The organism is Christiangramia aestuarii (genome assembly GCF_009735585.1).
In the GTDB taxonomy this organism is placed as follows: Bacteria; Bacteroidota; Bacteroidia; order Flavobacteriales; family Flavobacteriaceae; genus Christiangramia; species Christiangramia aestuarii.
In genome coordinates this window covers 33,010-51,497 of sequence record NZ_VJVW01000004.1, presented here as the reverse complement: position 1 = coordinate 51,497, position 18,488 = coordinate 33,010, and the positions used below count along the sequence as shown (strand labels likewise).

Annotated in this window: 17 protein-coding genes; 4 read left to right on the top strand and 13 right to left on the bottom strand. The window is 42.8% G+C overall.

Annotated features, from left to right (window positions below; translation table 11 throughout):
• Genes FLP08_RS10650 through surE form a run of 5 tightly spaced genes read right to left on the bottom strand, consistent with a single transcriptional unit; the run spans nt 1 to nt 4,801 of the window.
• Nucleotides 1–2,043 carry a ComEC/Rec2 family competence protein gene (locus FLP08_RS10650; RefSeq protein WP_156276730.1) on the bottom strand — a complete coding sequence of 681 codons (2,043 nt, stop codon included), beginning with the start codon at nt 2,041–2,043 and terminating at the stop codon, nt 1–3.
• A 34-nt stretch (nt 2,044–2,077) separates the two neighbouring features.
• Entirely contained in the window at nt 2,078–2,626 is a 549-nt protein-coding gene (locus FLP08_RS10645; protein ID WP_156276729.1) for a C40 family peptidase, read from the bottom strand.
• Between the two features lies 1 nt (nt 2,627).
• Nucleotides 2,628–3,743: a lipid-A-disaccharide synthase gene (lpxB, locus tag FLP08_RS10640; RefSeq protein ID WP_156276728.1), complete on the bottom strand. Its 1,116-nt coding sequence runs from the start codon at nt 3,741–3,743 to the stop codon at nt 2,628–2,630.
• Between the two features lies 1 nt (nt 3,744).
• On the bottom strand, nt 3,745–4,026 hold the full coding sequence (locus tag FLP08_RS10635) for a hypothetical protein (protein WP_156276727.1): 282 nt from the start codon (nt 4,024–4,026) through the stop codon (nt 3,745–3,747).
• Nucleotides 4,019–4,801, bottom strand: a complete 783-nt coding sequence (gene surE, locus FLP08_RS10630) for a 5'/3'-nucleotidase SurE (RefSeq protein ID WP_156276726.1) — start codon at nt 4,799–4,801, stop codon at nt 4,019–4,021. The genes FLP08_RS10635 and surE overlap by 8 nt, the downstream gene beginning before the upstream one ends.
• Before the next feature lie 149 nt (nt 4,802–4,950).
• Here surE and FLP08_RS10625 point away from each other — a divergent pair, with 149 nt between their 5' ends.
• The gene (locus tag FLP08_RS10625) at nt 4,951–7,101 is read left to right on the top strand and encodes a carboxy terminal-processing peptidase (protein WP_202912765.1); all 2,151 of its coding nucleotides are present in this window, start codon (nt 4,951–4,953) and stop codon (nt 7,099–7,101) included.
• A 134-nt stretch (nt 7,102–7,235) separates the two neighbouring features.
• Here FLP08_RS10625 and rodA read toward each other — a convergent pair whose 3' ends face one another.
• Genes rodA through purH form a run of 6 tightly spaced genes read right to left on the bottom strand, consistent with a single transcriptional unit; the run spans nt 7,236 to nt 14,286 of the window.
• Nucleotides 7,236–8,483, bottom strand: coding sequence for a rod shape-determining protein RodA (gene rodA / locus FLP08_RS10620; RefSeq protein WP_156276724.1), 1,248 nt, complete (start codon nt 8,481–8,483; stop codon nt 7,236–7,238).
• A complete protein-coding gene (gene mrdA, locus FLP08_RS10615) occupies nt 8,484–10,352 on the bottom strand; it encodes a penicillin-binding protein 2 (protein ID WP_156276723.1) in 1,869 nt (622 codons plus the stop codon). It lies immediately after the preceding gene.
• Nucleotides 10,349–10,855, bottom strand: coding sequence for a rod shape-determining protein MreD (gene mreD, locus FLP08_RS10610; RefSeq protein WP_156276722.1), 507 nt, complete (start codon nt 10,853–10,855; stop codon nt 10,349–10,351). Before mreD ends, mrdA begins: the two co-directional genes overlap by 4 nt.
• Nucleotides 10,845–11,669 (bottom strand): rod shape-determining protein MreC, encoded by an 825-nt coding sequence (gene mreC / locus FLP08_RS10605; RefSeq protein ID WP_156276721.1) that lies wholly within the window; start codon nt 11,667–11,669, stop codon nt 10,845–10,847. Before mreC ends, mreD begins: the two co-directional genes overlap by 11 nt.
• A 14-nt stretch (nt 11,670–11,683) precedes the next feature.
• Nucleotides 11,684–12,712: a rod shape-determining protein gene (locus tag FLP08_RS10600; RefSeq protein WP_026914537.1), complete on the bottom strand. Its 1,029-nt coding sequence runs from the start codon at nt 12,710–12,712 to the stop codon at nt 11,684–11,686.
• A 41-nt stretch (nt 12,713–12,753) separates the two neighbouring features.
• On the bottom strand, nt 12,754–14,286 hold the full coding sequence (gene purH / locus FLP08_RS10595) for a bifunctional phosphoribosylaminoimidazolecarboxamide formyltransferase/IMP cyclohydrolase (protein ID WP_156276720.1): 1,533 nt from the start codon (nt 14,284–14,286) through the stop codon (nt 12,754–12,756).
• 146 nt (nt 14,287–14,432) lie between these two features.
• Here purH and FLP08_RS10590 point away from each other — a divergent pair, with 146 nt between their 5' ends.
• Complete coding sequence (locus tag FLP08_RS10590; RefSeq protein ID WP_156276719.1) at nt 14,433–15,689, top strand: ABC transporter permease; 1,257 nt, start codon at nt 14,433–14,435, stop codon at nt 15,687–15,689.
• 313 nt (nt 15,690–16,002) lie between these two features.
• Here FLP08_RS10590 and FLP08_RS10585 read toward each other — a convergent pair whose 3' ends face one another.
• A complete protein-coding gene (locus tag FLP08_RS10585) occupies nt 16,003–16,458 on the bottom strand; it encodes an XrtF-associated fRMsr-like GAF protein (protein WP_156276718.1) in 456 nt (151 codons plus the stop codon).
• A gap of 87 nt (nt 16,459–16,545) precedes the next feature.
• On the opposite strand from FLP08_RS10585, the gene xrtF reads away from it, so the two are divergent.
• Together xrtF and FLP08_RS10575 are read left to right on the top strand one after the other, a co-directional pair.
• Nucleotides 16,546–17,091, top strand: coding sequence for an exosortase family protein XrtF (gene xrtF, locus FLP08_RS10580; RefSeq protein WP_156276717.1), 546 nt, complete (start codon nt 16,546–16,548; stop codon nt 17,089–17,091).
• Nucleotides 17,076–17,522 (top strand): exosortase F system-associated membrane protein, encoded by a 447-nt coding sequence (locus tag FLP08_RS10575; RefSeq protein WP_156276716.1) that lies wholly within the window; start codon nt 17,076–17,078, stop codon nt 17,520–17,522. The genes xrtF and FLP08_RS10575 overlap by 16 nt, the downstream gene beginning before the upstream one ends.
• A gap of 7 nt (nt 17,523–17,529) precedes the next feature.
• On the opposite strand, the gene FLP08_RS10570 is transcribed toward FLP08_RS10575, so the two are convergent.
• A complete protein-coding gene (locus tag FLP08_RS10570) occupies nt 17,530–18,477 on the bottom strand; it encodes an NmrA/HSCARG family protein (RefSeq protein WP_156276715.1) in 948 nt (315 codons plus the stop codon).
• Between the last annotated feature and the right edge of the window lie 11 nt (nt 18,478–18,488).

The following is an 18,488-nucleotide window of genomic DNA, read 5'->3' as shown; positions in this document are numbered from 1 at the left end:
TTAGTTTTTATTTTCAATAATATAGGCTCCCTTTTCACCGGTATGATGAAAAGGGATTTTTGTATTTTCTGAAGTTTTCCTCCATAGTTCAATGTAGGACCTGAAATTGTTGCCATCTGCCACGATCTGTTTGGGTTGTAACTGATCTATCAAACGCTCCAAATTTACCTTTGGAGAACCAGTTAAGATCAGAATTTCTGGCTTGAAGTTATGAATCTCATAATTAGAAGAGGTATCTGCCACCAGGCATAGTTTTCCTGAAAGTTCCAAAATATCTTCTGGCTTCTTCTTTATGATTCTGTCAATATTCCTTTCCCTGGAATAGTCCTTTAAAAGGTTTTCCTGAAGGAAGTCCCTGGAATAAATATGCAGGCTTTGTTCAATCTTATTACCTATCATGGAGCTGCGGGAGCTGTGAAAAACTATACTTTCAGAATAGGGCAACTGCCATTTCTCATAATAGCTGGCCAATTGAAAAATAAGGATAGAAATCAAAAAAAAGCTTATACGATAAAAATCTACTTTTTTCGAAAGTATTACAAGGCTTAAAATGACCAGGAAAAGTGACAGGCATTGAAGTAGAGAAAAATGAATATTTGAAAAAACCAGGCTTTCAATTCCGGCGATGAATTCAATAAATACGTTGAGGCCTTTCAAGATAATACTGAATATTTCTTCCATTATTCCGGGTAATATCCCCAGAACTGAAAGTATAATCACCAGTATTCCCATCCCTAATATGATTCCCAAAAACGGTAAAATAATGAGGTTGGTTAAAAGGAGCATTCCGGGAAATTGATGAAAGTAATAAAGGCTAAGCGGGACCACGCCTATCTGAGCAGCCAAGCTGACCGAGGTAAGTTTCCAGAAGTAATCTACCGGCTGGATCTTAGTGGTCCAGAGCTTATAAATGATTGGTTGGAAAATGATAATGCTCAAGACGGCCAGGTAGCTTAACTGGAAGCCGACCTGGAACAAATAATAGGGATTTATTAATAAAAGAAAAAAAAGCGAAAGAAAGATTGAATTCAGGCTGCTGGTCTTCCTTTTAATTTGCATCCCAACAGCAATAAATGAGAACATGCATACGGCACGTACTACCGAGGCGCTTAAACCGGTGAGGAATGCAAAGCTCCAGAGAAGAAGAAGTATCAGGATGATCTTTAGAAGCCTTGTTTTTCTGGACCTGTCCAGGGGTTTCAATAGCCAGTTAAGCATTAGCAAAAGAATGCCGATATGTAAGCCCGAGATCGCCAGAATATGTATCGCTCCAGCAGCAGCATAATTCTTATAAAGCTCGTCGCTGATTTCTCTTCTCTGACCGAGGATCAGGGCCTGGAAGACCGCCAGCTCATCAGCACCGAAATTATGCTTTTTAAGTCCTGAAATGATTCTCTCCCTGCTATGCCAGGCCTGAGTAGATATATCATCTTTTTCCCCAATGATCTTGATCCCTGAATCTTTGATCTGGATCTCTCTCTCTATTTTAAGCTGTTTAAGGTACTTCCCATAGTTGAACTGAAATGGATTTAAAGGCTTTTTAATTTCTTCAGGTTTCCACCTGCTTAGGATTATATGTCCGGGTCTTGTAGTCTTGTTTTGGGTGGAATCTGCCAATATATTTAACAGCACCTTTCCTGTAATTGCAATAGATTTTCCAGGTGAGATCAGCTCCCTGGTTTCCAGGATGAACCGGCGGGAGAACTTTGTTGGTTTCAATTCTTCGGTAATGATTCCCGAAATCATTAAACTATCGGTTGGCTGTGAAAAATACTTTATATAATGCCCGGTTTGGTTTTCTGGTTTATTGAAATAAGCGGTACAGAATCCCAGTGAAAAGATCATCAGGAAGCAGGTGATCCCGAAAAGAGAATCGGGAAACAGCTGGTTGCGGGCCCTGATATACGCCAGGATGGATAATAGAAGAATTATTCCGAAGCCGGTGAAAACGATCTTGATATCAGCCTCGGTATAAAATGCCAGCAGCATGCCCGCAACAAGGTACATGCATAAACGCAGGAATATGAACTGAAGGTTTTTCAAAAAGTGTGAATTACCTTCAAAAGTTAAGTAAAAATCAGATCACCCGGCGCGCCATGACGAAATTATTGTTCCAGTAAGTTTCTGAAAGTGAGGAAATAATCACTCCCGTTGAAGTGGATGAATGTATGAAGTAGATCCCCTTCTCGTTGACTTCTACTACCAGTCCTACATGGTTGATCACCTTCCGGTTCTTGTTAGTCTCGAAGAAAAGAAGGTCTCCCACATTGACCTCCTTAAGGTATAATCGTTCTCCCCTCAGGGACATATCTCTTGAGGTTCGGGGCAGGGAAATGCCTTCTTCTAGGAAGGAAACATAGACCAGGCCGGAACAGTCCATTCCTTTTTTGTCCATTCCGCCGTATTTGTAACGTGTACCCTCGAATTTAAGGGCAGTTTCCACGATCTTATAAGCCTTGTTTTCTACCGGTTCATTTTCAGGTTGTCGCTCAGGTTCACGGCTTACCTGGGTGATTCTGTCCTGTTCTTGTTTGGTGGTGATTACTTTTCGCCTCGAGCCACAGGATGCAAAAAGTACTGCAACTAAGCCTACGAGCAGAAGTTTATGCCAATTGAGAGCCCGCATATTATGCCTTAATTTTTTTATAGATGAGTTCAGCAGTGTTCTTGCTGGCACCGCTTCCCCCAAGTTTTTGCTCTAGCTGGTAATAGTCCTCGAAGATCCTTTTCCGGTTCTTTTTATCCAGGATCTTACTGAGTTCGGCCTTAAGATTCTTTGAATTAAATTCATTCTGGATAAGTTCCTTTACCACCTCTCGGTCCATGATTAGGTTTACTAGCGAGATATAATCCAGGTTGATGATGCGTTTGGCAATATGATAGGAAATATAACTGCCCTTATAGCATACCACCTCCGGAACCTTGAATAGCGCGGTTTCGAGGGTTGCCGTTCCCGAAGTTACCAGCGCTGCGTGTGCAATTCCCAGGACGTCATAGGTTTTATTCATGATAAGGCCGATATTGGACTTCTTCATGAATCCCTTATAGAATTCCTCATCCTGGCTGGGGGCACCGGCGATCACGAACTGATAATCTTCGAATTCTGATGTGATACTAAGCATCACATTCAGCATTTTTTCGATCTCCTGTTTACGGCTTCCCGGAAGAAGAGCAATGACCGGTCTATGATCAAGCCCGTGATTTCTTTTAAAGGCCTCGGCATCTACCGGTGGCCTGTTTTCGATGGCATCCAGAAGCGGATGTCCAACAAAATGCACGGGAAAATCATGTTTTTGAGTGTAAAAATCCTTTTCAAAAGGAAGGATCACATACATCTCGTCAACATCGCGTTTTATCTTTTTGATCCTGTTCTCTTTCCAGGCCCAAATTTGCGGGGAAATATAGTAATGCGTGCGATACCCTTCTTTTTTGGCCCATTCGGCAATACGCATGTTGAATCCCGGATAGTCCACAAAAATTATCACATCGGGATCATAAGCCTGTATATCTTCCTTGCAAAAACTAATGTTTTTAAAGATGGTCCTCAGGTTCATGATCACTTCAGAAAATCCCATAAATGCCAGCTCTCTGTAATGCTTTACCAGCGTGCCTCCCTGTTTTTCCATAAGATCACCGCCCCAGAATCGAAAATCGGCTTCGGAATCCACTTCTTTAAGGGCTTTCATAAGGTTGGAGGCGTGCAGGTCTCCCGAAGCTTCCCCGGCGATGATATAATACTTCATTTTATATGAATTTGTGTATGGCCACGGCAATGGCTACGCTTATCGTCGCCAGTAAAACCCCGCGGGCATGATAGTTCTGCTTCTTCTTGAGGAAGACAAAGAATGGAAGGAAGTTCATGATGGCTCCAAGTGCCACGATCTTGCCCAGGTAATCATTTTCTATGGCGTCTTTTAAAGTAGCATCAAGGTCTGACTGGCTGAAAAGAGTAACATACAGAAGGACTCCCGCGATATTTGCTGCAAGACCCGTTAAAAATCCGGTAATGATATTTTGTTTAATCATCCAGGGACCAGCTGCTTAGATCTTTAATAAAATGGTGGGCGGTGAGGTCGAACTGTACCGGAACTACAGATACATAGCCTTCTTCCAGAGCTCTTTCGTCGGTATCGTCACCTTCATCCTTGTTAACAAAGGTACCTGTTAACCAGTAATATTCTCTTCCCTGCGGATTTGTTCTTTTATCGAATTCTTCTTCCCAGTGTGCATTAGCCTGTCGGCAAACCTTGATACCCTTGATCTCGGCTTCAGACAATTTAGGGAAGTTCACATTAAGCACTACTCCTTTAGGAAGTCCGTTCTTAAGCACGTTCCTGGTGATCTTCTTTATGAATTTACGTGTAGGCTCGAAATCGGCATTTAAAGAATAATCTAACAGAGAAAAACCTATCGCGGGGATGCCTTCGATCCCGGCTTCGACAGCCGCACTCATGGTACCAGAATAGATAACATTGATCGATGAATTGGAACCATGATTTATCCCGCTTACGCAAAGATCTGGTTTACGATGCAAGATCTCCTGGGTGGCGATCTTTACACAATCTGCTGGGGTTCCAGAGCAGCTGTATTCTTTATGTTTGTAGGATTCTTTAATGGTGACTTGTTCACAAAACAACGTGTCGCTTATGGTGATCGCGTGACCCATCCCGCTTTGTGGGCTATCTGGAGCCACTACTACTACATCTCCCAGTTCTTTCATCACATCCACTAGAGTCCTGATTCCCGGTGCGGTTATACCATCATCGTTGGTAACCAGGATCAATGGTTTTTTCTTATCCATGCATAAATAATTTGGTTCTGCTAAAATAAGAATTTAAATATGGAAAGCTTATATTAGTAGTGTTACAAATTAGTTGCCTGTTTCTAAGTTATTGGCACAGTTTTTACTATAATAAGGGTAACCAAACGATGACGAAATTAAAACGAGTTATGAAAAGGAATTTTAAGATTTTAGCAGTTGTTCTCCTGATGGCTGCAGCCTCTTGTAGTTTTACTACCAAGAATTTTGATGACCCCAATAAGGATAAACTTCTTATAGATCTAATTACCTATGTTCTTAACCAGGGACATTATGATGCTAAGGATATTAATGACAATTTTTCAGCAAATGTTTATGAGGATTACCTGGAGAATCTGGATCCTTCTAAACGTTTTTTCTATGAAAAGGATATAGAGGAATTCGACGCCTATAAAGAAAAGATCGATGATGAAATAAAGAATAAGAACATTGAATTCTTTAATCTTACCTACAATCGTTTAGGAAAACGTATGGAAGAAGCAAGGTCCCTTTATAAGGAAATCCTTTCTGAACCCTTCGATTTTACTGAAAACGAAAAGATCGTAACAGATTACGATAATGTAGACTATGTTTCTTCTAAAGAGGAAATGAGGCAGAGATGGAAAGAACAGTTAAAGTTTAATACCCTTATTACCTACCACGACCTTAAGCAGGACGAAAAGACCAAAAAAGAAGAAGATTCTTCTTATACCATGAAGACTGATGTCGAACTGGAGAAGGAAGCAAGGGAAACCACTCTTTCGAATATCAACAGGTATTATGATTTTACCGATGATCTTGAAAGAGAGGATTATTTCACGGTTTATATCAACTCAATCGTAGAGGAATTCGATCCGCACACCTTCTATTTCGCTCCCCAGGACAAGGACAGGTTCGATATAGCCATGTCTGGAAAACTTGAGGGAATTGGAGCTCGTTTGGTTAAGGATAGTGATAATATTACAATTACTGAGGTAATTTCCGGCGGACCGGCCTGGAGAAGTGAAGAGATCACTGAAGGTGATGTGATCCTTAAAGTTAAGCAGGAAGATGAAGAAGAAGCCGTAAGTATCGTGGGGATGAGACTTGATGATGCGGTAGACCTTATTAAGGGCCCGAAAGATACTAAGGTAACTCTTACGGTTCGTAAGAAAGTAATGGGGAACATCGAGGAAGTGACCTTAACACGTGATGTGATCGAGATCGAAGAAACCTATGCCAAGGCTTCCATGGTGAAGAAAGACGGCAGGAATTACGGGGTGATAAACCTTCCGAAGTTTTATTTTGATATGACCGATTATAATGAGCGTAATGCCGCTTCAGATATCAAAGAAGACATCATCCGCCTTAAAAAAGAAGGAATGGAGGGTCTTGTTCTTGACCTTAGGAATAACGGTGGTGGTTCCCTGAAAACGGTGGTAGATATCGCCGGGATGTTCATTGAAGAGGGACCAATCGTACAGGTAAAATCTAATGGTCAGCGTAAAGAAGTGCTTAAGGATGAAGATCCGCAGGTACTTTGGGATGGGCCACTAGTGATCCTGGTAAATGAATTATCGGCTTCAGCTTCTGAAATTTTGGCTGCGGCGATGCAGGATTATAAAAGAGCTATTATCATTGGTAGTAAACAAACCTATGGTAAAGGAACTGTTCAGAATGTGATAGACCTTAACAGGTGGCTTAGAAATAACGATATGGGCGATATGGGGGCCCTTAAGATCACTACTCAGAAGTTCTACCGTGTGAATGGTGGATCAACCCAGCTTGAAGGTGTGAAGAGTGATGTAGTAGTTCCAGACAGGTATAGCTTTGTGGATATTGGAGAAAAGGACCAGGAAAACCCACTACCATGGGATAAGATCGATGCCGCTAAATATGATATCTGGAATGGATATGTAGGCTATGATGAAGCTATACAGGCTAGTAAAGACAGAATGAGCCAGAACGAACAATTGAGGCTTATCGAAGAGAACGCGAAATGGGTAAAATCCCAGAGTGAAGAAAGCAGTTATCCTCTGAGCTATTCCGAATATGCAGAAGCAGCGGAAAAGGATAGAGAGATGGCCAAGCAGTTCGATGCGATCAAGGATTATAAAACAGATCTTACTTATAAGTCCCTTCCTTACGAAGAAGAACTTTTTGTGACCGATACGGTCCTTAAAGAGAAGAGAGAAAGATGGCATGAAAGCCTGAGTAAGGATGTTTATATTGAAGAAGCTATCAACGTACTGGCAGATATGAAGATGAACAATATCACCAGAAATAAAGTTGCCGATGTAGATGGCAAAAAAGTGAAGAATTAAAATCTAGTATATAATAAAAAACCCGGAAGTTGAATTCCGGGTTTTTTTATGGCTTATAATATGAAAAGAAAGTATATCTATCCCGTCCTTATTCTGGTTGTAGCGGCAATTCTGCTATTGGCCGATAAATGTTCCTAGTAGGATAACCTGTCTGAATCCAGCTTGATAAAGATAAAAAGTAAGATGGTGAAGCCCCATAATCCGGATCCTCCGTAGCTAAAGAAGGGGAGTGGTATCCCAACGGTAGGGAAGATTCCAATTACCATTCCTATATTCACCAGAAAGTGCAGGAACAGGATTCCAATCACCGAATATCCATACACCCGGTAGAATTGGTTTCTTTGTCTTTCGGCAAGCATAATAAGCCTTAAGAGCAGGGCCATGAAAAGCAGGACTACCATGGTACTGCCTACGAATCCCCATTCCTCTCCAACGGTACTAAAGATATAATCTGTATGCTGTTCCGGGACAAAATGACCTTTGGTCTGGGTTCCCTCGGTCCAGCCTTTTCCAAGCCAGCCTCCGCTGCCTATGGCGATCTCGCTCTGGTGAGTATTATAACCTATTCCCCTGGAATCTACTTCTTTCCCCAGGACGATATTGAACCTGTCCCGGTGACGTTGTTCAAAAACATTTTCAAAAATATAGTTCACCGAAAAGCTAAGCCCAATAGAGATCAGCACGAATAAGGTAATTAGTACCTTTCCGGGCCTTTTTTTGCGTTTTCTGAAGAACAATAATATTCCAAGCGTTAGTACTGCGACGCTAACCCAAATAGGGCCTATGATAAGGGTGAGTATAAAGACTGAAACCGCCGAAAGGCCTGTGACCAGGTAAAAGCCGGATAGGCCTTCCCGGTATAAGGGAAAAAAGAATGCTGCGTAAACCAGGGCACTACCGGGGTCTGGCTGTGGAACGATAAGAATCGCGGGCAGGGCTATAATAATAAAAGCCTTAACCTGGTGGTCCAGTCTTCTGATATTGGTCTGTATATCGCTTAAGTATTTTGAAAGCGCCAGGGCAGTAGCGAATTTGGCAAATTCAGAGGGTTGAACTCCAAAGCTGCCGAAAGAATACCAGGAGGTAGCTCCAGATATTGTCTTACCAAAAACGAACAATCCTGCGAGGGATAATAGCGAAATTAAGTATATCACGCTGGAGAACCGCTGGTAGAATTTGGCTTCAATAGAAAGAATTATCACTACCAGAAAAATGCTCAGGCCTATAAAAAGAGCTTGTTTTCCGTATGGTTGAGAAAGGTCGAAAAATGAACCGGAACTGCTGCCTAGTGATGCCGAATATATATTGGCCCAGCCAAATAAGATTAATGCTAAATAAATAAAAATGCTGATCCAGTCAAATCCCGCGCTGCTCTTCGCCATTTACTGATTGATTATAAAAGGTTCTCCGCTAAGTGGTTTTGCGTATTCGTCTTCAAGGCTGTGGCTCATGATCCAGCTTTCCATATCTGTCCGGGTGATCGTACCTTTCAGGTATTTTTCGATCATTAGGCTGGCCATACGTCCTGCATACCGGCTTCCCCAGTAACCATTCTCAACGAAAACGGCAATGGCGATCTTAGGATCGTCTACAGGGGCAAAGGCAACGAAAATAGAATGGTCAGTAAGCTGCACCCTTTTTCCGTTAATCTTCGTGAAATTTTCGGCAGTACCTGTCTTTCCTGCGATCTCCACACCAGGGATCCTAAGGGTAGAGGCAGTACCACTTTTATATACTTCGTGCATTCCGGCAATTACCGGTTCGAAGTGTTTGGCCTCTATGGTGGTATAATTCTTTTTAGTGAACTTTTCTTCCTTAATGGGGGTGCCGTCGATCTCTTTCAGGATATGCGGGGTGTAATACCAGCCTTTATTCCCTATGGTTGCAGCCATGTTCGCCAGCTGAATAGGGGTCATCAATACCTCACCCTGACCAATAGCGTTTGATAAGGTCGCAGTAGCATACCATTTATAGGTAGGATAATCGTAGATCCTGTTGTAATAATCTGAATCTGGGATCTTTCCCGGTCTTCCGGTGCTTAGGTCGTTACCCATAAACTGTCCCAGTCCGAAGCTTTTTAGGTGTTCGTTCCAGGCATCCATCCCGTCCTGCGGGGTAGGATATTTTTCGATGATTCTGCGGTAGACGTTCGCGAAATAGGCGTTACATGATTGGGCAATCCCGGGGATCATGGATAGGGGGCTTTTATGCGCGTGACAGCCTAATTTACGGCCACGGCCGTAGGCGTAACCATGGTTACAGGAAAAACTATCATCGGTGTCTACAACATTTTCCTGCAAGCCAATGAGGGCATTAAGAGTTTTAAAAGGTGATCCTGGAGGGTATTCTGCTAAAAGCCCCCTGTCATATAGGGGTTTGGCAATAGAGTCGGTATAAAGTTCCCAGTAGTTCCTGGACCGGCTTCTACCCACCAGTTTTGCTGGGTCATAGTTGGGTGCGCTAATAAGGGCCAGGATTTCACCTGTTCCGGGTTCCAAGGCAACGATTCCACCGCGTTTGTTCTTCATCAATTTAGTTCCGTAGTCCTGCAGGTCGTTGTCTACGGTTAAAGTGATGTCTTTACCTTTTTCAGGGAGCGTATCATAAATCCCATCCTTGTAAGGGCCTATGTCCCTGTTGAACCTGTCTTTTTGAATATGTTTTACCCCCTTAACGCCTCTAAGCAATTCCTCATATTGACTTTCAACCCCCGCGCGGCCAATCAAGTCACCCGAAATATAATAGGGGTTTTCATTTATGATCTTTTGGTTTACTTCAGCGATATAGCCCAACACATTGGCACTATGATCTACCTGGTAATCCCTGAGCGATCTTTTCTGAATATAGAAACCTTCATACTTCCGCATTTTTTCCTGCAGGATGGCATATTCGCTTTTGGTGAGCTGTGGGATCACCACCGAGGGGAGTAATGGTGAATAGATCCTCGCTTTATCCAGTTTCTTTTCTAGATCTTCCCGGGCGAGATTCAGAATATTACAGAATTCGGTAGTGTCAAAAGGCTTCAGGTTTCTGGGGATAACCATCACATCATAAGACGGCTGGTTAGAAACCATCAATTCCCCATCACGGTCATAGATATAACCTCGCTGCGGGTAGTCGTAAACGACTTTTATCGCGTTATCCTGGGACCTAATGGCAAGGGAAGTATCAACTACCTGAAGGTAGAAAAGGCGGCCAATAAAAATAAGGCCTGTGGTGAGTATAGTTATGTATAGTAAAACTTTTCTCATCTATACTTTTTGCTAAATAAACTAAGACTTAATAGTGTAAGGACAACAGTAAATAAACTGGAAAATAGTGTTTTTTTCAGAATAAGAAGTATATGATTTAAGCTGAACATTTCCAAGGAAAATAATACGAAATGATGGATGAGTACCATCAGGAAAACATAGCTTAATTTCGCCCCGAATGGAGTGGCTGCCAGGCGAATGTTCTGGTGATCATAGCTAATCCCGAAGGAGAACCTGAGCAGGTTAGGCCTTACAAAAGCTGCCACCAGGCAGGCCGCAGCATTGATTCCGCCGCTGTCCTCAAAAATATCTACGCTAAGTCCAAGCAGGAAAGACAGGAACAGGAATAAACTCTGGTTGCCGGCAAACGGATAAAGCAGGATGAACAAAACGTACAGATGCGGGTTAATGTACCCTGCAAGGTTTACATTATTCAGGATAAGGACCTGCAGAAAAACAAGTACGATGAACCTGGCGATATTTGAAAAAAGCTTACTGTTCATTGTTATCCTGTAATTTTTCTATTTCCTCCTTGTTCACATTCTCTATCACGTATACATAACCAATATTGGTCATATCATTAAATAACTTGATATTGATCGTATAATAGCTCTGGGTCTGGTCAAGGCTGAAATCCTGTATGCTTCCAATTGGCAATCCTTTAGGGAAGATCAGGGAGCGTCCCCCGGTAATAATGGTGTCCCCTTTCTGAAGTGGCGCCTGTCTGGGCACATCGATAAGCTGCACGATATTAGGGTCTTTCCCATTCCATACCAGGCTACCAAAATGGTTCGTATTGTTCAGCTGGGCATTTATACGGGACCTGCTGTTCAAAATGGAGATCACCCGGGAATAATTATCATTTACCCGGTCTACGATGCCCACGATTCCCTGGCTGGTGATGACCCCGTATTCCTGTTTGATACCAGATTCCTCACCACGGTTCAGGGTAAGGTAATTATCGATCTTTGAGAAATTATTATTGATCACCCGGGCGGTACGAAACAGGTAATCCCCTTCGAAGGAAGTACTATCCAGTTGTTTTTCTACTGAAATACTGTCGTGTATATTCGAGATGATGTTGCGAAGCTTGTTGTTCTCTTCCAGCAACCTCTCGTTATATTCATCCAGGTGAAGGTAAGTGTTGATGTTATTGGACCAATTGTAAACACCGCCGGTAACATAATTGGCAGAGCTAACGAACCGACTTTTATGAAAGGCATGGTTCTGAATGGTGAGAAAAATAGATACAGCAAACAGGATTAAGAATAATATCGAATTCTTATTCCGAATAAGAAAATTGAAAATCTGCTGCATAAATTAAGCTTCTCCTACTTGATCAAAATCCCTTTATAGCGGTTCAGTGTCTTTAAGGTGATACCTGTACCACGAACCACCGCCCTTAACGGATCTTCAGCAATATAAACCGGTAGATCTGTTTTCTGGGACAAACGTTTGTCGAGGCCTCTAAGCATGGAGCCTCCACCTGCAAGATAGATACCGGTATTATAGATATCGGCAGCAAGTTCCGGCGGAGTTTGAGACAGGGTTTCCATCACCGCATCCTCTATCCTTAAGATAGATTTATCCAGGGCCTTGGCGATCTCACGGTAAGAGATATTCACCTGTTTCGGTTTCCCGGTTAACAGGTCTCTACCCTGAACGCTCATCTCGTCTGGCGGAACCTCAAGATCTTCAGTCGCCGCACCTATCTGGATCTTTATTTTTTCAGCAGTACGCTCACCTACATAAAGGTTGTGCTGCGTACGCATATAGTATACAATGTCATTGGTAAATACATCCCCGGCGATCTTTACAGATTTATCACAAACGATCCCTCCTAGTGCGATCACCGCGATCTCGGTAGTACCACCACCTATATCTACGATCATGTTCCCTTTTGGCTGCATGATATCTACCCCAATACCAATTGCAGCAGCCATAGGTTCATGTATAAGGTAAACCTCCTTACCATTAACTCTCTCTGCGCTTTCCTTTACGGCACGCATTTCCACCTCGGTAATCCCGGAAGGTATACAGATCACCATTCTCAGGGCCGGGGTAAAGAGTTTCTTTTTAAGTGCCGGGATCTCCTTGATGAACATGGTGAGCATTTTTTCACTGGCATCAAAATCGGCAATAACCCCATCTTTTAAGGGGCGAATGGTTTTGATATTCTCATGAGTTTTCCCCTGCATCATGGCCGCTTCCTTACCTACGGCAGTTATCTTGCCAGAGGTCCTGTCGCGGGCTACTATTGAGGGGCTGTCTACAACAACTTTATCGTTATGAATTATCAGGGTGTTGGCGGTACCTAAGTCGATTGCAATTTCTTCAATGAGAAAGTCAAAAAATCCCATAGTGTATTTTAAGTATTGAGGTTCGGGTAAATGTACTAAAATTAATGTTTAAAATGGCGCGTTCCTGTCATCACCATCGCGATATTATTTTCATTGCAATAATCGATACTAAGTTGGTCCTTGATGGATCCCCCGGGCTGAATTACTGCTGTAATTCCGGCATTCCCTGCGATCTCCACGCAGTCTGGGAACGGGAAGAAGGCGTCACTGGCCATTACGGCTCCGTGAAGGTCGAATTCAAAAGACCTTGCCTTTTCTATGCTTTGGGTCAGGGCGTCCACTCTCGAGGTTTGGCCTGTCCCGCTGGCGCAAAGTTGCTTGTTTTTCGCCAGGACGATAGTGTTCGATTTTGTATGCTTGCAGATTTTGGATGCAAATATCATGTCAGATAACTCCTCATCTGTCGCTTTATTGTTCGTGGCCAGTTTCAGATCTTCCAGCGAATCTGTCTTAAGATCTTTATCCTGAACCAAAACTCCATTGAGACAGGTTCTTACCTGGCTTTTTGGTAGTTCAATATCTTTTAAGACCAAAAGGATCCTGTTCTTTTTACCTTTCAGGATCTCCAGCGCTTTTTCTGAAAATGATGGAGCGATCACCACTTCGCAGAATAACTTGTGGATTTCTTCAGCAGTTTCGGCGTCAATTTCCACATTGCTGATTAGAATTCCTCCAAATGCCGAAACCGGGTCGCCGGCCAGGGCATCTACATAAGCCTGGTGAATAGTGTCGCGCTGGGCCAGGCCACAGGCGTTATTGTGCTTTAGAATAGCGAATGTTGGTGCCTCTCCCTTGAACTCGTTCATTAGGTTAACCGCGGCATCAACGTCCAGAAGGTTGTTATATGAAAGTTCCTTTCCGTGCAACTTGTCGAAAATATTTTCGAAATCACCGTAGAAAGTACCTTTTTGGTGTGGGTTCTCCCCGTATCTAAGTTCCTTGCCTTTCAATTCGCTTTGCTTGAAAGAATTCACTTCAGCTTCAGCATTGAAATAGTTGAAAATTGCTGAATCATAATGAGAGGAAATATTGAAGGCCTTGGTAGCGAATCTCTTCCTATCGGCCAGGCTGGTCTCTCCATTTTTCTCATTCAGCAGGTCAAGGAATTCCTGGTAATCGTCAACTGAAGATACACAGGTAACATCCTTGAAGTTCTTGGCAGCGGCACGAATAAGTGAGATCCCGCCAATATCTATCTTTTCTATGATATCCTGTTCAGAAGCGCCCGAGGCAACGGTCTTTTCAAAAGGATAAAGGTCCACAATCACAATGTCTATCTGCGGAATTTCATATTGCTCCAGCTCCTTTACGTCACCATCATGGTCCTGACGGTTCAGAATTCCTCCAAAAACCTTAGGGTGAAGAGTCTTTACCCTTCCGCCTAAAATAGAAGGATAAGAAGTTACATCTTCCACAGGGATCACCTCGATCCCAAGGTCCCTGATGAATTTCTCGGTTCCTCCGGTAGAGTAGATGGTGATTCCCAGCTCGTTAAGTTTTTTAACGATGGGTTCTAATCCGTCTTTGCTGAAAACTGAAATTAGGGCAGATTTCGCTTGTTTTAATTCGCTCATTGTGTTGTGTTTGTTAAAGCTGCAAAAGTAACCAATTAAGCTAAAAATCTGAAAGTGGATACACCGAAATATCAATAAATTTTGTAACGAATATTTAGATGCTGCGTCCTATCTTTAAATCATCCAAAAACAGCTGATTTCATACCATGCTTATTTACTTACGCGTACTCAAAGAGAGTTTTAATTTTGCGATTAGCGCTCTTAAAAATAACCGCCTGCGTACCTTTCTTTCTCTACTGGGGGTGACCATTGGTATTTTTTCGATCATCGCGGTGCTGGCAGCTGTAGATTCCCTTAAAAAAGATATTACCGGAAGCCTTAGCGCTCTTGATAATAGCACGATTATCGTGATGAGGTTCAATTTTGGCCCTTCAGATATCCCGCGCTGGAAACGGGAACAGTTTCCAGATGTCACCTATGAAGAGTACCAGTACCTAAAGAAAAGTCTTCCCAATCTTGAGGCCATAAGTTTTGCCCTGGGTGTGCCCGGAGGTGCGGCCCTAAAGTATCAGGACGTGACCAGTGCCGGTGTGGATATTGGCGCGGTGACCCATGAATATTACGATATCGAGGCTTTTGAACTGGAAGAAGGTCGGTTTTTCAATGAACCTGAAGCGGTAAGCGGGGCAGGAGTCGTGGTTTTGGGTCACGAGGTAGCTAAGAATCTCTTTGGAGACTCTAATGGAGTGGGACGTGAGATCAGGATCTTCGGAAAAAGGGCTACCGTGATCGGGGTGATGAAGAAACAGGGACAATCATTGTTCACCGGATCCCGGGATGGCCAGGCCTTTGTGCCGGCGAATTTTGCCCGAAGGGTATATGGAACCACCAAGGGAACCGTATTTCCTCAGATCGTTCTAAAGCCGGAAGACGGGGTAGATAATGACGAATTCGTGGCTATGCTGGAACAGCAATTACGAAATATGCGGGGCATAAAACCCGGCGAGATAAATAATTTCTTCGTGAATCAATTACAGGGATTTGCAGATTTTATAGATAATATAACCGGACAGTTGAATATTATAGGGCTGGTGATTAGCGGGTTTTCCTTACTGGTTGGAGGCTTTGGCATCGCCAACATCATGTTCGTAAGCGTGAAGGAGAGGACCAATCTTATCGGGATCCAAAAATCTCTTGGAGCCAAGAATAAGTTCATTTTGTCTCAATTCCTTTTTGAAGCCATCATCCTTTCGGTGATTGGAGGGATGGTTGGGTTGTTCATCGTCTGGCTGGTTTCTATAGTCGCTTCCCAGTTTACGGGAGATTTTGAATTCGTATTATCTCCATTGAATATCCTGATAGGAACAGCGGTATCGGCATTGATTGGTTTGATCTCTGGGATCATTCCTGCAATATCGGCCTCAAAGCTTGATCCTGTGGAAGCTATTCGTACCGGAATGTAAAGGTCTCGTTAAAGCTTTCCCTAATTCTTACACATATTAGCTTAAATTATTCTAAAAAGAACTAAAGTTCGTTAAATGCCTAATTCTCAAGGTTTAGCTTTTTTACATTTGGAAAAAGCTATGAAAAATGGGAAATGAAATTGAAAAGAAGTATTTAAACTCTATTCTGCAACTCATCGGATTCTTTGTTTTTCTATTTATAACGATCGCCTTACAGGTATAGAACTACGGTATACACTAAAAACTAACTACCAAAAATGACAAAACCCATAGACATCTATGGGTTTTGTTATATCTAAGAAGCAGTTATTCCTTATAGGATCTCTGCAACTTTTTTGTTTACCCATTCCAGGAAAAGCTCATCTTCATGCGAAAATGGATCTTCGGTATGGCTATCGATATCGATCTGGCCAATATTTTCGCCATTTACGAAAAGTGGGATCACGATCTCGGCCTTCACATGTATGCTGCAGGCAATATAATTGTTCTGAGCCTTTACATCTGGCACCACGAAATTCTTGTTAGAGACTGCTACCTGGCCGCAGATACCCTTTCCAAAAGGAATGATCTCATGATCTGTAGGTTCACCCGCAAAAGACTTCAGTTTCAACTCGTCCTTATCTCCGTTCTTAAAGTAAAAACCTACCCAATCGTAATAAGGAATGTTCTTTTCCAGTAGCTCACAAACTTCTGTAAGTCGTGAGTCTACGCTCTTTTCTTTCTGCTGAAGGATCTCTTCTACCTGTGGTCTAAGTTTATCAAAAGTCATATTAACAATCTTTGGTGCAAAAGTATTCAATTTCTAATGTAAAGTGAGGCTTTGATTTCTATAAATTTGTTAAAAACCCCTCAGAATTTGCTCGGTTTATTTCATAAATATCGACTGGTCCTCCGATTTATTTTCATTTTTCTGGGGAGCTATTTTCTGTTCTCGAGCCTTTATAATGGTTTCCTGCTTATTTATGATACGGAAAACCCGGTGCCAGATCCTCTTACCCAGCTGGTGGCACGCCAAAGCGGAACCGTAATGCAGGCTCTAGGCTACGAGGTGGAGGTGGTTATGCATTACACCGGTCTTTCCATGAAACTCATGGTAGAGGACTATTTTTTAGCCGGTATCGTTGAAGGTTGCAATTCTGCCAGTATCATCATTCTTTTTGTTTCTTTCGTGCTGGCTTTCTTCGGAAAAACGAGCTCGACCTTGCTGTTCCTCTTTGCCGGATCGGTCATCATTTATGTGATGAACATTCTAAGGATAGTGATCCTGGCCGTAAGTATTTATGAATATCCCCAATATTCAGGTTTTATGCACTCCATATTTTTCCCCCTGGCGATCTACGGAACTGTGTTTATCCTCTGGTTAATCTGGGTTAGAATTTACACAGAATGGAGAAAGCAGTAAAAAATAAATTTCGAGCCCTTCAAATAGGCCTTCTGGTACTTCTCCTGGCAGCGTTAAGGTTCTTCGAGCAGGATCTTTTTTACGATCCCCTAATCCAGTTCTTTAAATCAGATTACCTGCTGGGCATTATTCCGCCTATGGACATGGCCAAATTAATGATCAATCTTAGCCTAAGGTATTTCCTGAATACAGTTATTTCCCTGGCGATAATCTATGTTAGCTTCAGGGATATGAATATGCTGAAATTTTCGGCCCTGCTTTATGCCATCCTGTATGTAGCCGCCACGGCCGTGTTTATCTTCCTGGTGCTGAATATTGAAAGGGAACACTACCTCGCACTTTTCTATGTGAGGAGGTTCTTAATTCATCCTTTATTTTTACTTATCCTCCTACCTGCATTCTACTATTATAAACTGAGAGGTTTCAAATAAGCGGTTGTTATACTTCCATTTTGTCCTTGTTCTGCTTTAACCATTCCCTGAAGGTCAGCAATTCAGGATTCAGTTTCCGGGTTGCGTTCACATCCCTGATGGTACAAAAATATTCCTCTTCTTCGGCCTTGAACTGGAACATGTTCCCCAGGTCATCTGCCCCCGGAAAATCAAAACTCCTGTAAACCTCGGGTTTCACCGCATTATATTTGATCTTTTTGCCATAGACTTCTGAAAATATTTCAGCCATTTCCTTCCCGGTTAGGTGTTCCCCGGCAATGGCTACGATCTTGTTTTGGTATTTGTCCCCGGCCTTAAAGATACCATAGGCACATTTCCCTATATCTTCAGCAGCGATTCCCGGTAGTTCTTTATTATCCATAGGGAATGTGATCGCCAGCTCGCCATCCTCACCTTTTTGGGGAGCCATGCCAAAATTCACAAAGTTATCCCAGTAAAAGGAAGTGAATAGTAAGGTGTAGGGGACACCGCTCTCGACAAAATATTCATCTGCTTCGCCCTTCGCGTCAAAATGAGGAACCTTATATTTCTCCATCAGGGTTGGCATACGGTCGTCATCTAAGGGAATCCATTTCCTGGTATCTTCCAGTGTAGACCAGATGATATGTTTTAGCCCGGCTTCTTTGCCTGCTTCGGCCATATTCTTGGCCTGCTGCATTTCTTTTTCCGGAGAAAAATGCTCCCAGAAGTTGGTGACGCAGTAGGCTCCGTATGCTCCCTTAAATGCTTTCACCAGGCTTTCCTTATCGTCTAGGTCTGCCTTTACAATTTCAGCTCCTTTGGCTTGCAGGTCCTTAGCTTTATCTGAAGATGGGTTTCTCGTAATCGCCCTTGCTTTAAAACCTCCTTTGGGATCGTTCAGGATCGCCCGAACAAGCCCGCCACCCTGTGCGCCGGTAGCTCCAACTACGGCTATGATTTTTTCGTTTTCCATCTCTAAAAGTG

What these genes read in the sequence shown, in the direction of transcription:
- FLP08_RS10645 (WP_156276729.1), bottom strand. Translation starts at nt 2,626, where the DNA reads ATGCGGGCTCTCAATTGGCATAAACTTCTGCTCGTAGGCTTAGTTGCA.
- lpxB (WP_156276728.1), bottom strand. Translation starts at nt 3,743, where the DNA reads ATGAAGTATTATATCATCGCCGGGGAAGCTTCGGGAGACCTGCACGCC.
- FLP08_RS10635 (WP_156276727.1), bottom strand. Translation starts at nt 4,026, where the DNA reads ATGATTAAACAAAATATCATTACCGGATTTTTAACGGGTCTTGCAGCA.
- surE (WP_156276726.1), bottom strand. Translation starts at nt 4,801, where the DNA reads ATGGATAAGAAAAAACCATTGATCCTGGTTACCAACGATGATGGTATA.
- FLP08_RS10625 (WP_202912765.1), top strand. Translation starts at nt 4,951, where the DNA reads ATGAAAAGGAATTTTAAGATTTTAGCAGTTGTTCTCCTGATGGCTGCA.
- rodA (WP_156276724.1), bottom strand. Translation starts at nt 8,483, where the DNA reads ATGGCGAAGAGCAGCGCGGGATTTGACTGGATCAGCATTTTTATTTAT.
- mrdA (WP_156276723.1), bottom strand. Translation starts at nt 10,352, where the DNA reads ATGAGAAAAGTTTTACTATACATAACTATACTCACCACAGGCCTTATT.
- mreD (WP_156276722.1), bottom strand. Translation starts at nt 10,855, where the DNA reads ATGAACAGTAAGCTTTTTTCAAATATCGCCAGGTTCATCGTACTTGTT.
- mreC (WP_156276721.1), bottom strand. Translation starts at nt 11,669, where the DNA reads ATGCAGCAGATTTTCAATTTTCTTATTCGGAATAAGAATTCGATATTA.
- FLP08_RS10600 (WP_026914537.1), bottom strand. Translation starts at nt 12,712, where the DNA reads ATGGGATTTTTTGACTTTCTCATTGAAGAAATTGCAATCGACTTAGGT.
- purH (WP_156276720.1), bottom strand. Translation starts at nt 14,286, where the DNA reads ATGAGCGAATTAAAACAAGCGAAATCTGCCCTAATTTCAGTTTTCAGC.
- FLP08_RS10590 (WP_156276719.1), top strand. Translation starts at nt 14,433, where the DNA reads ATGCTTATTTACTTACGCGTACTCAAAGAGAGTTTTAATTTTGCGATT.
- FLP08_RS10585 (WP_156276718.1), bottom strand. Translation starts at nt 16,458, where the DNA reads ATGACTTTTGATAAACTTAGACCACAGGTAGAAGAGATCCTTCAGCAG.
- FLP08_RS10575 (WP_156276716.1), top strand. Translation starts at nt 17,076, where the DNA reads ATGGAGAAAGCAGTAAAAAATAAATTTCGAGCCCTTCAAATAGGCCTT.
- FLP08_RS10570 (WP_156276715.1), bottom strand. Translation starts at nt 18,477, where the DNA reads ATGGAAAACGAAAAAATCATAGCCGTAGTTGGAGCTACCGGCGCACAG.